The following is a 14,627-nucleotide window of genomic DNA, read 5'->3' on the forward strand; positions in this document are numbered from 1 at the left end:
CAATGCTCGCCGTACGCGAAGCTCTCGATTTCCTGCTTTCCGCAGCCCGTCCGGTGGCGGAGGTGGTGAAGATCCCAACCCTGGAAGCCAATGGCCGTGTGCTGGCAAGCGCGGTGGTGTCCGGCATGAACGTGCCGGCTCACGACAATACGCAGATGGACGGCTACGCTGTGCGCGCCGCCGATTGCGCCAGTGGCGATGCTACGCTGACGGTGAGCCAGCGCATTCCGGCCGGCCACGTCGGCCAGCCCTTGCTGCCCGGGTGCGCCGCGCGCATTTTCACCGGTGCCCTGATCCCCGAAGGGGCCGATGCAGTGGTCATGCAGGAGCAATGCGAGGCGAATGACGGCCTGGTTACCATTCGCCACGCGCCGAAGGTGGGGGAATGGATTCGCCGTACCGGCGAGGACATCGGCGCCGGCAGTGTAATCCTGTCCGCCGGCGCGCGCCTGCGCAGCCAGGAGCTGGGCCTGGCAGCATCGATCGGCATGGCGGAACTGAATGTGCGGCGCAGGCTGCGCGTGGCTGTGTTCTTCACCGGCGACGAGCTGGCAATGCCGGGCGAACCGCTGGCGCCGGGCGCCATCTACAATTCCAACCGCTTCACGTTGCGCGCCTTGCTGGAAAACCTGGGCTGTGAAGTGCGCGACCTCGGCATCGTGCCCGATTCGCTTGAAGCCACGCGCAACGTGCTGCGGCAGGCGGCCGATGGCAATGACCTGATCATTACGAGCGGCGGCGTATCCGTCGGCGAAGAAGACCATATCAAGCCGGCCGTTGAGGCGGAGGGCAAGCTGAATATGTGGCAGATCGCAGTCAAACCGGGCAAGCCGCTGGCCTTTGGCGAAGTAGGCCAGGCATTCTTCCTCGGCTTGCCGGGCAATCCGGTGTCCAGTTTTGTCACTTTCCTGCTGTTTGTGCGGCCATTCCTGTTGCGCCTGCAGGGCGCCGATGTACCTGCGCAGCCGCGCGGCATGCTGCTGCGCGCCGACTTCGCCTGGCCCAAGGCAGACCGGCGCAATGAATTCCTGCGCGCCAGGTTGAACGGGCAAGGCGGCCTGGACCTGTTCCCGAACCAGGGATCCGCCGTGCTGACTTCGACAGTGTGGGGCGACGGCCTGGTGGATAACCCGCCAGGCAATCCGATCGCGCCAGGCGACCTGGTACGCTTCATTCCTTTCAGTGAACTGATGTACTGATATGCTGATCAACCTCAAATATTTTGCCAGTGTGCGCGAGGCATTGGGAAGTGGCGAACAGGTAGTGCTGCCGCCTGGCGCCGAGACGGTAGGCGATGTACGTGCCTGGCTGCTGGCGCGTGGCGAGCCGTGGGCCAGTGCGCTGGCCGAAGGGCGCGCCTTGCGCATGGCCTGCAACCAGCGCATGTGCGATGCGCGCACCCGCGTTGCGCCGGGCGATGAAGTTGCCTTTTTCCCACCAGTGACAGGCGGTTAAGACTTATTGCGGTAGCCGCGCAACAGTCGGGTGCCGGCTGTTGACCACGCGGATTGCCACGTTATACTTCACTCTGTGCGGCCCCAAACCTGCGCCGCGCCCATCGCTTCACTACATTCCCGTCGCCTCTTCCCTGCGGCTTTTTCCCTTCGTGCAAGGAGAGTCGCAATGGGTTTCGTTCTCGCCGCCCTTGGCCTGAGTGGCATCAGCCGGGGCCATGTTCCAGTCCCGCCGCGCAAGCGCGCACAGAAGCTTCATATTGCCGGTTCCACAACCATGGGGCCGCTGTTGAAGGCAATCGCGGCCAAGTATCACCTGATGCACCCGGAAATTGCGGTAGAAGTGGAGCTGGGCGGCTCTTCGCGCGGACTGGAGGATGTGCGTTCGGGCCATGCCCATATCGCCATGCTTTCCCGTGCACTGGCGCCGCCCGAGCGCGATCTGTATGGTATTCCGATTGCGCGTGACGGCGTGGGCGTTGTGGTGCACGCGAATAACCCGCTGCGCCAGCTAAGCGTCGAAGAACTGCAAGCCATCTTCACGGGCCGCATGCGCGAATGGTGCGATGCCGGTGGCTGCCGGCAATCAGTGTACGCGCTGGGCGGGCTGAGCGATGGTGCTTCCAGTGCGCTGTTTGCGCGTTTCCTGCGCCAGCCCCTGGAGGCATTCAGCCTGAACGCGGCAGTGGAATCGAACATTGAACGGCTGGCCGTGGTGGCTTCATGCGAAAACGCAATCGCCTACGTTTCGGTGGGCGCAGCGGAGCGTGCGATTTCGCAAGGTGTGTCGGTGCGCCTTCTGCCAATTGACGGCATTGCGGCAAGCAGCGCGAATATCCGCAACGGAAGCTATCCTGTGTGCCGTGTATTGACGCTGGCAAGCAGGGATGCTCCGACCGGTGTCGCGCGCAGCTTCTTCGCTTTCTGCCTTTCCGCCCAGGTGAACGGTATCCTGTCGGCCTTCGACTTTGTGCCTTACCTCGACTAGCCCAGGGACGCCGTCCAACTCCCGGCTGCCGACCGCCGGGATCGACTACAATGCTGCCCCTATGGAAAGCATTCAATCTCAAGGGGCTGCGATCATCGGTGGCGGGCCTGCCGGCCTGATGGCCGCCGAAAGCCTGGCGGCAGCCGGCGTGCGTGTGGACGTCTACGACGCCATGCCTTCGGTCGGCCGCAAATTCCTGCTGGCCGGCCGCGGCGGCATGAATATCACCCATTCCGAGCCTTACGAAGCGTTTGTGGCCCGCTACGGCAACCGTGCCGCGGCTTTGCGTCCCATGCTCGATGCCTTCGGGCCCGACGCTTTACGCGCCTGGGTGCATGGCCTGGGCATCGATACGTTTGTCGGCACCTCCGGCCGGGTTTTTCCGACCGAAATGAAGGCAGCGCCCATGCTGCGGGCCTGGCTGCACCGCCTGCGCGATAGCGGCGTGCATTTTCACCAGCGGCATCGATGGCTGGGCTGGGCGCCAGATGGCAGCTTGCGTTTCGAGACGCCCGAAGGCGAGCGCACGGCGCGGCATGGCGCCACCTTGCTGGCCCTGGGCGGTGCAAGCTGGGCGCGCCTCGGCTCGGATGGCGCGTGGCAGCCGCTCCTGGCCGGGCGCGGTGTTGAGATCGCGCCCCTGGTGCCCGCCAATTGCGGCTTTGATGCAGGCTGGAGCCCTCATTTCTCCGGAAAGTATGCGGGCCAGCCCTTGACCACCGTGGCAATCGGTGGCCGCAAGGGCCAGATGGTCGTCACTGCTACCGGCGTGGAAGGCAGCCTGATCTACGCGCTGTCGGCAGGCATCCGTGACCGCATTGCGGCGCACGGCAGTGCCACCATCGAGCTGGACCTGTTGCCGGACTGGCCCCTGGAGCGCTTGCAGCAGGAGCTGTCGCACCCGCGCGGCTCGCGTTCGATGTCGAGCTTCCTGCAAAGCCGCGTGCATATCAAAGGCGTCAAGACCGGCCTGTTGCACGAAGTGCTGGACAAGGAGGCCTTCCATGATCCGCAGCGTGTGGCAGCGACCCTAAAAGCGCTTCCGGTTACGCTGCGCGCGCCGCGCCCCATCGACGAGGCGATCAGCAGTGCTGGCGGCGTGCGTTTCGAAGCATTGGATGGGACGATGCTGAAGGCGATGCCGGGCGTTTTCGTGGCCGGTGAAATGCTGGACTGGGAAGCGCCAACCGGCGGCTACCTGCTCACCGCCTGCCTTGCCAGCGGCCTGGCCGCCGGCAAGGATATGCAGCGCTACTTATTGCACCCAGCTGACGCCGCCTGACCCGCTGCGGTTGACGTTGCGCTCGGCCGGGTTGCCGAATACGCGGATATTGCCGGTTCCCTTGACGGTGAGGTCGGCCGACTGCCGGGCAAAGACATTGGTGGTGCCGGAACCGAGCAGCGTTACGGCCACCTTGTCGGTCGCCAGGTGCTGCGCATCGAGCTCGCCGGAGCCGGTCACTTCGGCCGTCAGTTCCTTGCAGCTGCCGCTGGAGGTGATGGCGCCGGAACCCACCATTTCCAGCATCATTTTCTCCCCGTGGCCGGTATTCAGGTTAAGGTCGCCGCTTCCATGCACGCCGGCTTCCACGTTCTTGTAGCGGCCATTGAAGGTGAGGTTGCCCGAGCCTTGCAACTGTACGCTCAGGTGCTCGCCGCTAAAGCCATTGACGTTGCTGTCGCCGCTGCCATTGACCACCAGTTCGTGCAGGGACGGCAGCACCAGCTCCACTTCGATCGGACGGCGCGGATGCAGCAGGAGACCCTTGGAGCCGATGCGAAGGGTTGCGCCATCCTGTTCGGTTGCGATATTGCCGAGCAGGCGCTGTTCGCCGCGCACTTTCAGGGAAGCGACGTCGCCTTGCTTCAAACGCAGGTCGATCGGGCCAACCAGTTCTACATTGGTAATCGTCGCGCTTACTTCGCGCACTTCGGTGCGGGCGGCCCGGCCGGCGACGCTGGTGGGATTGGCGGCGCCCTGGGCCCGCAGCATGCTGTAGGTGACGGCAGTCAGCAGGACCGCCAGTAGTGCCATGCCAAGGCCAATCTTGAGCAGGGAACGGATGTTCATCGCTTTTCCTTTCAGCGCCCGCGCAGCAGCGAAACGTTCATCTGGATGTAGCGCTTCAGGCCAATCAGCGAATAGCGCGTAATCACGATGCTCACCAGGCTAAGCACGATACCGAGCAGTATCAGTCCGATCCCGACCGCAGTCTGCGTGGCGCGCGATTCATTATCGAGGTCGGAAGTGATGCGCACACCGCCTTCGGCCATTGCTTCTGCGCCTTCCAACCATTGTTCAGACTTGCTGTCCGCCTCATCCCACTCCTTGCGCAGGCCGGCCGACGGTTCCTGGAACACTTCAATGCCATGGTCGCTGATCGAAATCTTGGTCTGCATGCGTGCGTCGGCCCGGTCGCCCTCGTCGTCGAAAATGACGAGGTGGCGCAGCGGACCGGTCAGGACCAGTTCGTTGGCCCCGGCCATGCCGCTTGCGGTGATCGCAATCCCACTGATGTAAAGCACGAAGGCGCTGGTGTACACCGATACCAGCAACGCCGAAAAGACCGCGGCAGGCACCACCATGAAGAGGTTGAAAATACCAAGGCCGATGAGGGAAAACACCATGCGCGCCAGGCCGGCCGGCCCGCGCTTTTGTTCGAAGGCGCTGCGGTGGGCGTTGGCGCGCAGCGTCATGGCGATCTTGCGCGGTGCGTCCAGCCCGGCGGCAATTTCCTCTTCGGTCTTGCCGGCCGTCATGCCGTCGACGAAACACTGTTCGTAGTAAGCCATCGTCCTGGCCGCCACCTCGGGCGGCAAGCCGGCGAGGGACTTCTTCAGTGCGTCAAGGTACTCATTCTTACTCATTGGAAACTAATGCCTCCCGTTGTGCCATGATTGCACTGTATCGTCCGCACCGGAGCGCCTCCACTTGTTTACGACAGGATGCAGAAATGGGGGAGCAGGCGACTGAAACAGGGGACAGGCGGGACATCAGGGTTTCGCGTTCGCGAGCAGGCGGGCGGCCTGGACGCCGCTGCGGACAGCCATTTCGAGCGTGGCGGGGTATTCGCCGGCCGTGTAATCGCCCGCCAGGACCAGGCCCTTCGCCGGCGTTTCGTTGGATGGACGCACGAGGCCGGGCGTGCAGGCGTAGGTTGCGCGCTTTTCGGTGATGACCTTGCTCCAGGCAGGCTGCGCCAGTTCCGGCCGCGCCAGGTCGGCCGCGAGCTGCGCGGCGACGGCCGCGGCCAGTGCTTCCTGCGGCAGGAGGGCCGCCTCGCTGGAGACGCTGATCACGACGGCAAACAGGCCATCCTGCCTGGCGTCGAGCTGGCCGCGGTCGAAGACGAACTGGCCCCAGCGCTGGTTGGCCGGATCGTCAACCAGGGCATAGAACGGGATGTCCAGGCGTGTGCCGGGCGCGTAATGCAGGTAGCAGGTGGTGATCGGTTCGGGTGTGAACGCCGCCAGCTGGCTGGCCAGTTCGGCGCAGTCGCTTGCAGCCCCGGCGTCGCTGGCCGGCATGGTGCCGAGCAGGCTGGCTGCCGCGGCGGGCGAGGTTGCGAGCACCATGCCATCGAATTGTCCACTCCAGTCGCCGCCAAGGGTTGCGCCGCTTGCTTCGACTGCCCAGCAGCCGGCGGCGGGGCCGATTGCGCTCACCTTGGCGCCCAAGTGGATGGTGTTGCCTTTGCCCTGCAGCCAGGCCGCAGCGGCATCCGGGAAGAGGGCGGAGAGATCGGCGCGCGGCACCAGCATGTCGGACGCGGCGCGGCCGGCGCCGAGGCTGTCGCGCAGGACGGCCAGGAAAACCTGCGCCGATGCGCGTTCAGGCGGCGTATTCAGGGCGGCAAGGCACAAGGGGCGCCACATCAGGGCCACCAGCCGTGGCGTCTGGTCGAAGCGCTCCAGCAACTCGGCCACGCTGCAGTCGTGGTTCAAGCGCCAGCCCATCCAGCGTGCTGTGGTGCTGAAGCGCGCCAGCGCCATCTTGTCCTCGCGCGCCAGGCCGCGGGCGCGCAGCAGTGCAATGCCGACATGCAGCGGCGCCGGCAAACGCGGCGCCACGAAATCCATGCCGCCGCTGCCGGGCGGGTAGCGCATTTGCAGCGGCAGGGTGAGAACGGCCGAACGCAGATCCACGCCCACCGTGCGCATGATGCGCAGTGATTCGGCATAGGCCCCCAGCATGATGTGCTGGCCATTGTCCAGCCCCCGCCCATCAAGAGAAACGCGGCGTGCGCGGCCGCCCGGGATGCGGGCAGCCTCGAAAACGGTTACCTGGTGGCCGGCGCGCGCGAGTTCCACGGCGGCAGAGAAACCGGCCCAGCCCCCGCCGGCAACGGCAAAGTGCTTAGCCACGAACCCAGGTCTTCCACGCCAGCCACAGTTTGCGGATCGGCGTCAGCGAAATGCGCTGTTTGAGGACATGGTAGCCGTCCTCCTCGATTTCGTTCAGCAGGGTGCGGTAAATGGCCGCCATGATCAGTCCCGGACGCTGGGCGCGGCGGTCTTCCTGCGGCAGCAGCGCAAACGCTTCATCGTATGCCTTCTGCGCACGCGCTACCTGGAACGCCATCAATTTCGAGAAATTTTCGGTCTCACGCGCATTGAGCAGGTCCGCAGCCGTCACGTTGAACTGCTGCAGTTCGTTGATCGGCAGGTAAATGCGGCCTTTGCGGGCATCCTCACCCACGTCGCGGATGATATTGGTGAGCTGGAAGGCATGCCCAAGCTTCTCGGCATATTGCAGGGTCTCGGGGCGCGTTACGCCAAAAATCGATGCCGACAGGATGCCGACCACGCTCGCCACGTGCCAGCAATACTTCGACAGTCCCGCGTAATCGAGGTAGCGGGTCTGATTCAAGTCCATCTCCATGCCATCGATGATGGCCTGCATATGCTCCTGCTTCAGGTCATAAACCGCAAGATGCGGCTGCAAGGCCTGCGTCACCGGGTGCGTCTGTTTGCCCTCGTACATCTGGGCGATCTCATTGCGCCACCAGGCCAGCTTGATGCGCGCCAGGGACTCGTCGCTGCATTCGTCGACGGTGTCGTCGACTTCGCGGCAGAACGCGTACAGCGCCGTGATGGCGCGGCGGCGCTCCGGTGGCAGGAACAGGAAGCTGTAGTAGAAACTGGAGCCGCTGGCGGCGGCTTTCTGCTGGCAGTATTCGTCGGGGGACATGTTCTTATGGCTTGGGTAATGCTGACAAAGGCGCTATTTTATAGTGAAGAGGGCTTCATCCGAAGCGCGCGCCAGAAAACCTTGAACCAGTCGCGCTTTCCGAGCTTGGGCCGGCGCAGGAAAACGTCGTAATCGACTTCCTCGATTGCCTCCAGAATACGCAGGCCGCCCTGGACCACCATGCGCAGTTCCAGTCCGATGCGGCCCTTCAGCCGGCATGCCAGCGGGGCGCCGGACAGCATCAGGGCGCGGGCGCGGTCGACCTGGAACTTCATCATGGCGCGCCATTTGGCCCGGTTGTCGGGGCGCGCCAGGTGGGCCGGCGACAGGGCGTAGCGTGCCAGGTCTTCCATTGGCAGGTAAATGCGCTCCTTATGTTCGTCGATCGCGACATCTTGCAGGAAGTTGATGAGCTGGAGGGCAGAACAGATGGCGTTGGACTGGCGGATATTCTCTTCATCGGCTGCGCCGTACAGGTGCAGCATCAGCAGGCCGACCGGGTTGGCCGAGCGGGCGCAGTAGTCCAGCAGGGAAGCGTAGTCCTGGTAGCGGTGCACCACAATGTCTTGCTTGAAGGCCGACAGCAGGTCATAAAAGGGGCGCAGCGGCAGTTGATGCCGCTCGATGACGGCGGCCAGCCGCTCAAACAGCGGTTCATGGCCATCCTCGGCACGCTCAATGCGGCCAAGGGCTTCTTCATACGCTGTCAGGCCCGCCAGGCGCTGCGCAGGCGTGGCATCGCCTTCGTCCGCGATATCGTCGGCGCTGCGGGCGAAGGCGTAGATCGCTTCCACCGCCGGGCGCAGGCGGCGCGGCATGAGGATGGAAGCGACAGGGAAATTCTCGTAGTGGTCAACGGACATAGAGGTGCTGTTCTAAATTAATGACGCGAAAGTCATTTGCAAGTACGGTTGACCCGGCTATAATTTTTTTCTTACTAAACGGAAAGTCATTTAGTTCCAAACGGGAAATAATAATGGCAAACATGCACCCCCGGCAATTGCCAGAGACACTAAAAAGGAATTCCATCGTGTTCGTAGCGAAAAAACTACCCCTGGTTGCGGCCTGCGCCTTGCTTCTCGCAGCCTGCTCGAAAGAAGCCCCCAAAACCGAAGAAATCCGGCCGGTACGCGCCATGGTGCTGCAAAGTTCGGACATCGATGTCAATGCCGAGTTTTCCGGTGAAGTCCGCTCGCGGGTCGAATCGCGCCTCGGCTTCCGGGTTGGCGGCAAGATTATCTCCCGTAAAGTCGATGTGGGCAGCGTGGTTAAACGCGGCCAGCTGCTGATGGATCTCGATCCGCAGGACTTGAAGCTGTCGCAGGCGCAGTCGATGGCGGCCTTGCGCGCCGCCGAAACCACGCGCGACCTTGCCAGCGCCGAATTGAAGCGCTACCAGGAGCTGCGCGAGAAGAACTTCGTGAGCCAGGCTATCCTCGATGCCAAGCTGTCGGCCTACAAATCGGCGCAGGCGCAGGTCGATTCAGCGCAAGCGGCGTACCGGGGCATGAGCAACCAGGCCGGTTATGCCAGCCTGGAGTCCGACATCGATGGCGTGGTGACCGCAGTCGACGCCGAAGTAGGGCAGGTCGTATCGCCCGGCACCCCAGTCGTGCGCGTCGCCAAGACCGATGAAAAGGAAATTGTGTTTGGCGTGCCGGAAGACAAGGTCGATACGCTGCGCAACATTTCGGACGTACATGTGCGCCTGTGGGCCAGTCCTGACAAGTCCGTACCAGGCAAGATCCGTGAAATTTCGCCGGTGGCCGATCCGTTCACCCGTACTTACGCATTCCGTGTCTCGATCCCGGCCAGCCTGTCCGAAGCAAAGCTGGGCATGACCGCCCTGGTGGCCTTTGCCTCGCGCTCGCCGCAGCCGCAGATCAAGGTGCCGCTGACGGCACTGTTCCATGAGAAGTCCGCCACCTCGGTATGGGTGGTCGAAAACGGTACGGTGCGCCTGGTGCCGGTGACGGTAAGCGGTGTGTCGGGCAATGACCTGGTGCTGGGTAGTGGCGTCAAGCCTGGCCAGACTGTGGTCACTGCCGGCGTCAACCTGCTGAAGCCCGGCCAGAAGGTCACCATCCTCGGAGCCGCCAAATGAAGGGCTTCAATCTTTCGCGCTGGGCACTGGAGCACATTCCGCTCACGCGCTACCTGATTGCGGTGCTGCTGCTGGGCGGTATGCTGGCGTACAAGAACCTGGGGCAGGACGAAGACCCGCCTTTCACCTTCCGTTCCATGGTGGTGCAGGCATTCTGGCCCGGCGCCACCTCGCTGCAGATGGCCGAGCAGGTCACCGACAAGCTGGAAAAGAAGCTGCAGGAAACGCCGTTCATCAACGAGATCACCAGCTATTCCAAGCCCGGCCAGACGCTGATCATCCTCAGTCTGCGCGAATCGACGCCGCCCAAGGAAGTCTCGCAGGCCTGGTACCAGGTGCGCAAGAAGATCGGCGACATCAGGTCCACGCTGCCTTCCGGCGTGCAGGGCCCGGTGTTCAACGACGAATTCGGCGACACCTATGGTTCGATTTTCGCGCTGTCGGGCGACGGCTTTACCTACGCTGAGCTGAAAGACTATGCCGACCTGGTGCGCCAGCAGCTGCTGGGCGTCAAGAAGGTCTCCAAGGTTGAACTGTTTGGCGTGCAGGACGAGAAGATCAACATCGAGTTCTCGCACAAGAAATTCGCCCAGCTCGGGCTGACCATCGAACAGATCGCCAACCAGATCGCCACCCAGAACGTGGTCGAAGCGACCGGCGTCGTGGTGACCCCGACCGACAACCTGCAAGTGCGCGTGTCCGGTGCGCTGCGCACGGTCAAGGACCTGCAAGAGCTGGAGCTGCGCGCCAACAATACGACGTTCCGCCTCGGCGACTTCGCCACCATCAAGCGCGAATACCTGGACCCGCCGCGCGACAAGATGCGTTTTAACGGCAAGGAAGTGATCGGCCTGGGCGTGTCGATGGAGAAGGGCGGCAATATCATCCAGATGGGCAAGGAGCTGGAAAAGACCGTCAACGCCATGCGGGGCAAGCTCCCGGTTGGCATCGAGCTGGAACGCGTGTCGGACCAGCCGGCCGCGGTCACCGCATCGGTGGGCGAGTTCCTGAACACTCTGGTTGAGGCAGTGTTGATCGTGCTGGCGGTGAGTTTCCTCTCGCTCGGCCTGCACACCAAGCCGAAGCTGAGCCTCGATGCGCGTCCTGGGTTGGTGGTGGCGCTGACCATTCCGCTGGTACTGGCGGTGACCTTCCTGTTCATGCGCATTCTGGACATCGACCTGCACAAGATCTCGCTCGGTGCGCTGATCATTGCGCTCGGTTTGCTGGTCGACGACGCGATCATCGCAGTTGAAATGATGGTGCGGAAGATGGAGGAGGGGCATTCGCGGCTGGAGGCGGCAACCTTCGCCTACACCTCCACGGCCATGCCGATGCTGACCGGGACCCTGATCACCGTGGCTGGCTTCCTGCCGATCGGCCTGGCCGCTTCGGCTGCGGGCGAGTACACCTTCTCGCTGTTCTCGGTAAACGCGATCGCCCTGGTGACTTCGTGGATCGTGGCCGTGGTGTTCACGCCGTATATCGGCTACATCCTGCTCAAGGTCAAGCCGCACTCGGAAGGCGGTGGCCATCATGAGCTGTTCGATACGCCCGGCTACCGCAAGTTCCGTTCGGTCGTGAACTGGTGCGTGGATTACCGCAAGACGACCATCGTGGCAACGCTGGTGATTTTCTTCCTTGGCGTGTACGGTTTCAAGTTCATCGAGAAACAGTTCTTCCCGGATTCCAGCCGCCCGGAGTTGATGGTGGAGATGTGGTCGCCGGAGGGGACGGCGTTCGCGCAGACCGAGCGGCAAGCGAAGAAGTTCGAGGACTTCATCCGCAAGGAGCCTGGGGTGGCCAGTGTGACGACTTATGTCGGCACCGGCAGCCCGCGTTTCTACCTGCCGTTGAACCAGATTTTCCCGCAGACGAACGTGTCGCAGACCGTGGTGCTGGCGAAAGACCTGCACTCGCGGGAAGAGCTGCGCAAGAAGATCAGCAATATCTTTAAGACCGACTTCCCGGAAGTGCGCGGCCGCGTGCAGTTGCTGCCGAATGGTCCGCCGGTGCCATACCCGGTGCAGTTCCGCATCACGGGTACCGAAGTGGATAACGTGCGTTCCATCGCCGACCAGGTGAAGGACATCATGCGCGCCAATCCGAATGCGGTGGGCGTCAACGATAACTGGAACGAATCGATCAAGGTGCTGCGCCTCGACCTGGACCAGGACAAGATGCGCGCGCTGGGCGTGACTTCGCAAACCGTGATGCGCGCGGCGAACACGATCCTCTCCGGTACGCCGATTGGCCAGTTCCGCGAAGGCATCCGCCTGATCGACATCCAGGTGCGCCAGCCGCTGGACGAACGCAGTACCATCGCGGTCCTGAACGACACCTATATCCCGACCAATAGCGGGCGATCCGTACCGATTTCGCAACTGGCGCGCGTGCACTTTGTGTGGGAGCCTGGTGTTGTGTGGCGTGAAGGCCGCGAATGGGCAATCACCGTGCAGTCGGATGTGGTGGAGGGCGTGCAGGGGCCGACCGTGTCGGGCCAGATCAATCCGAAGCTCGATGCGCTGCGCGCCAAGCTGCCGCCGGGCTATGAAATCAAAGTGAAGGGGGCGGCATCGGACAGTAGCGCTGCGGAAGAGTCGATTGCAGCCAATCTGCCGCTGGCCGTGTTCATCATCTTCACCTTGCTGATGCTGCAGCTGCACAGCTTCTCGCGCGCGCTGCTGGTATTCCTGACCGGGCCGCTGGGCGTGGCAGGGGCGGCGATGGCGCTGCTGGTCATGGGGCGTCCGCTGGGCTTTGTGGCCAACCTGGGGATTATTGCGCTGTTCGGGATGATCATCCGTAACTCGGTGATCCTGGTGGACCAGATCGAGCAGGATATCAAGGCTGGCGTGCCGGCCTGGGATGCGATCGTCGAATCGGCCGTACGCCGTTGCCGGCCGATTATCCTGACCGCTGCTGCGGCGGCGCTGGCCATGATTCCCTTGTCGCGCTCCGTATTCTGGGGGCCGATGGCGGTGGCGATCATGGGCGGGCTGATTCTGGCGACGGCGCTGACCTTGCTGTTCCTGCCCGCACTCTATGCGGCCTGGTTCCGCGTGCCAAAGCCAAACCGGTAAACCAGTGTCAGACCCGCAGGGTCTGACACTGACATGCGGCGGCTGCGGGCAGGTGTCTGACCCTGTGGCTTTGACACGGGGTTGCCGGTTTTGCCCAAATGTTGCGCAATACGCAAAAAAGCACTACCGCACTCCAGAAACACCGTATAGAATGCCGGGTTGAAGTTGAAAGCCCCGGGCGACCCTGTTTTCACTTAATGGTCGCCCTTTGCTTTTGTGCAAATATGCCGCGAGGATGGCGAAATTGGTAGACGCACCAGGTTTAGGTCCTGACGCCAGCAATGGTGTGGGGGTTCGAGTCCCCCTCCTCGCACCATAAGTACACTTATTTTTATTGGACGATTTTTACAATGGCCACTGCAGTTGAAACCCTGGGCAAACTCGAACGCCGCATGACGATTACCTTCCCACTGTCGGACGTGCGTTCCGAAGTGGAAAAGCGCCTGAAAGTGCAGGCTCGCTCCGCACGTGCTCCTGGCTTCCGTCCAGGTAAAGTGCCAATGAAGATGGTTGCCGCACAATACGGCTACCAGATCGAAACTGAAGTGCTGAACGACAAGGTCGGCCGCGCGTTCAATGACGCCGCCAACGAAAACCAGCTGCGCGTAGCCGGCTTTCCACGCATCGAGCCGAAGCAGGACGCACCAGAGGGCCAACTGTCCTTCGACGCAACCTTCGAAGTGTATCCGGAAGTTGAAGTGGGCGACCTGACCAAGGTGGAGATCGAAACCGTCAAGTCCAACGTGACCGACGTAGAAATCGACAAGACCATCGACATCCTGCGCAAGCAGCGCGTGCACTTCCACGTGAAGGGCGAGAAGGGCGAACACGGCGACGGCGGCGAAGCCATCGCTGCCAACGGCGACCGCGTGACCGTGGACTTCGTCGGCTCCATCGACGGCGTTGAATTCCCGGGCGGTAAAGCTGAAGGCTACCCGTTCGTGCTGGGCGAAGGCCGCATGCTGCCTGAGTTCGAAGCAGCCACCGTTGGCCTGAAGGTCGGCGAATCGAAGACCTTCCCGCTGTCGTTCCCTGAGGACTACCATGGCAAGGACGTGGCCGGTAAAACCGCCGAGTTCACCATCACCCTGAAGAACCTGGAATGGGCGCACCTGCCGGAAGTTGATGCTGAGTTCGCCAAGTCCCTTGGCGTGGCTGACGGCGACCTGACCAAGATGCGCGAAGACATCAAAGTGAACCTGGAGCGCGAAGTTGCCGGCCGTGTCAAGGCTCGCAACAAAGAAGCCGTGATGGACACCCTGGTGAAGACCGCCACCCTGGAAGTGCCGCAGTCGCTGATCGCGCAGGATACCGAGCGCCTGGCTGAAATGACCCGCCAGGATATGGCTCAGCGCGGCATGAACGTAAAAGATGTACCATTCCCTCCAGAGCTGTTCAAGGACAAAGCCGAGCGTCGCGTACGCCTGGGCCTGATCCTGTCCAAGCTGGTGGGCGACCAGAACCTGCAGGCTACCCCTGACCAGGTGAAGGCGCAGATCGAAGACTTCGCACAGAGCTACGAAGATCCACGCGAAGTGCTGAAGTACTACTACTCCGATCGCCGCCGCCTGGCTGAAGTCGAAGCACTTGTATTGGAAGAAAACGTCGTTACTTACGTCCTGGGCCTGTGCAAGAACGTCTCGAAAGAAATTCCTTTCGACGAACTCATGGGAAGCGTACAAGCTTAATAGCTTGATTAACCGCCAAACCGGTACCCCGGGGGTCTGACCCGCAGGGTCAGACCCCAGTAACGCGGCGTGTGCCGACCGGGGTCTGACCCTGTGGATCAGACCCCGTTTTACTGGTT

At 62.5% G+C, this 14,627-nt stretch carries 12 protein-coding genes and 1 tRNA gene; 8 read left to right on the plus strand and 5 right to left on the minus strand.

Features of this window, described 5'->3' with window-relative positions; translation table 11 throughout:
• Nucleotides 1–2 precede the first annotated feature (2 nt).
• The 4 genes from ACWBU6_RS15535 to ACWBU6_RS15550 all read left to right on the plus strand — a co-directional run bounded on the left by ACWBU6_RS15535 (nt 3) and on the right by ACWBU6_RS15550 (nt 3,724).
• Nucleotides 3–1,199 (plus strand): molybdopterin molybdotransferase MoeA, encoded by a 1,197-nt coding sequence (locus ACWBU6_RS15535; protein WP_452649572.1) that lies wholly within the window; start codon nt 3–5, stop codon nt 1,197–1,199.
• A 1-nt stretch (nt 1,200) separates the two neighbouring features.
• Nucleotides 1,201–1,455 carry a molybdopterin converting factor subunit 1 gene (gene moaD, locus ACWBU6_RS15540; protein WP_452644321.1) on the plus strand — a complete coding sequence of 85 codons (255 nt, stop codon included), beginning with the start codon at nt 1,201–1,203 and terminating at the stop codon, nt 1,453–1,455.
• 168 nt (nt 1,456–1,623) lie between these two features.
• Nucleotides 1,624–2,442, plus strand: coding sequence for a substrate-binding domain-containing protein (locus ACWBU6_RS15545; protein WP_452644322.1), 819 nt, complete (start codon nt 1,624–1,626; stop codon nt 2,440–2,442).
• A 61-nt stretch (nt 2,443–2,503) separates the two neighbouring features.
• Nucleotides 2,504–3,724 carry a TIGR03862 family flavoprotein gene (locus tag ACWBU6_RS15550; protein WP_452644323.1) on the plus strand — a complete coding sequence of 407 codons (1,221 nt, stop codon included), beginning with the start codon at nt 2,504–2,506 and terminating at the stop codon, nt 3,722–3,724.
• On the opposite strand, the gene ACWBU6_RS15555 is transcribed toward ACWBU6_RS15550, so the two are convergent.
• The 5 genes from ACWBU6_RS15555 to hpnC all read right to left on the minus strand — a co-directional run bounded on the left by ACWBU6_RS15555 (nt 3,698) and on the right by hpnC (nt 8,496).
• Nucleotides 3,698–4,513 carry a head GIN domain-containing protein gene (locus tag ACWBU6_RS15555; RefSeq protein WP_452644324.1) on the minus strand — a complete coding sequence of 272 codons (816 nt, stop codon included), beginning with the start codon at nt 4,511–4,513 and terminating at the stop codon, nt 3,698–3,700. The two genes, ACWBU6_RS15550 and ACWBU6_RS15555, sit on opposite strands and share 27 nt — an antisense overlap.
• A gap of 11 nt (nt 4,514–4,524) precedes the next feature.
• On the minus strand, nt 4,525–5,310 hold the full coding sequence (locus tag ACWBU6_RS15560; protein ID WP_452644325.1) for a DUF1700 domain-containing protein: 786 nt from the start codon (nt 5,308–5,310) through the stop codon (nt 4,525–4,527).
• A 126-nt stretch (nt 5,311–5,436) separates the two neighbouring features.
• Entirely contained in the window at nt 5,437–6,807 is a 1,371-nt protein-coding gene (gene hpnE / locus ACWBU6_RS15565) for a hydroxysqualene dehydroxylase HpnE (RefSeq protein WP_452644326.1), read from the minus strand.
• The gene (hpnD, locus tag ACWBU6_RS15570) at nt 6,800–7,633 is read right to left on the minus strand and encodes a presqualene diphosphate synthase HpnD (RefSeq protein ID WP_452644327.1); all 834 of its coding nucleotides are present in this window, start codon (nt 7,631–7,633) and stop codon (nt 6,800–6,802) included. The genes hpnE and hpnD overlap by 8 nt, the downstream gene beginning before the upstream one ends.
• Before the next feature lie 38 nt (nt 7,634–7,671).
• On the minus strand, nt 7,672–8,496 hold the full coding sequence (hpnC, locus tag ACWBU6_RS15575; RefSeq protein WP_452644328.1) for a squalene synthase HpnC: 825 nt from the start codon (nt 8,494–8,496) through the stop codon (nt 7,672–7,674).
• A gap of 167 nt (nt 8,497–8,663) precedes the next feature.
• Here hpnC and ACWBU6_RS15580 point away from each other — a divergent pair, with 167 nt between their 5' ends.
• The 4 genes from ACWBU6_RS15580 to tig all read left to right on the plus strand — a co-directional run bounded on the left by ACWBU6_RS15580 (nt 8,664) and on the right by tig (nt 14,508).
• Nucleotides 8,664–9,737, plus strand: a complete 1,074-nt coding sequence (locus ACWBU6_RS15580; RefSeq protein ID WP_452644329.1) for an efflux RND transporter periplasmic adaptor subunit — start codon at nt 8,664–8,666, stop codon at nt 9,735–9,737.
• Nucleotides 9,734–12,820 carry an efflux RND transporter permease subunit gene (locus ACWBU6_RS15585; protein WP_452644330.1) on the plus strand — a complete coding sequence of 1,029 codons (3,087 nt, stop codon included), beginning with the start codon at nt 9,734–9,736 and terminating at the stop codon, nt 12,818–12,820. Before ACWBU6_RS15580 ends, ACWBU6_RS15585 begins: the two co-directional genes overlap by 4 nt.
• Before the next feature lie 229 nt (nt 12,821–13,049).
• Nucleotides 13,050–13,136, plus strand: a tRNA-Leu gene (locus ACWBU6_RS15590).
• A gap of 34 nt (nt 13,137–13,170) precedes the next feature.
• Nucleotides 13,171–14,508 carry a trigger factor gene (gene tig, locus ACWBU6_RS15595; protein WP_452644331.1) on the plus strand — a complete coding sequence of 446 codons (1,338 nt, stop codon included), beginning with the start codon at nt 13,171–13,173 and terminating at the stop codon, nt 14,506–14,508.
• The last annotated feature ends 119 nt before the right edge of the window (nt 14,509–14,627 follow it).

The sequence above is a fragment of the Pseudoduganella sp. HUAS MS19 genome, assembly GCF_053615455.1.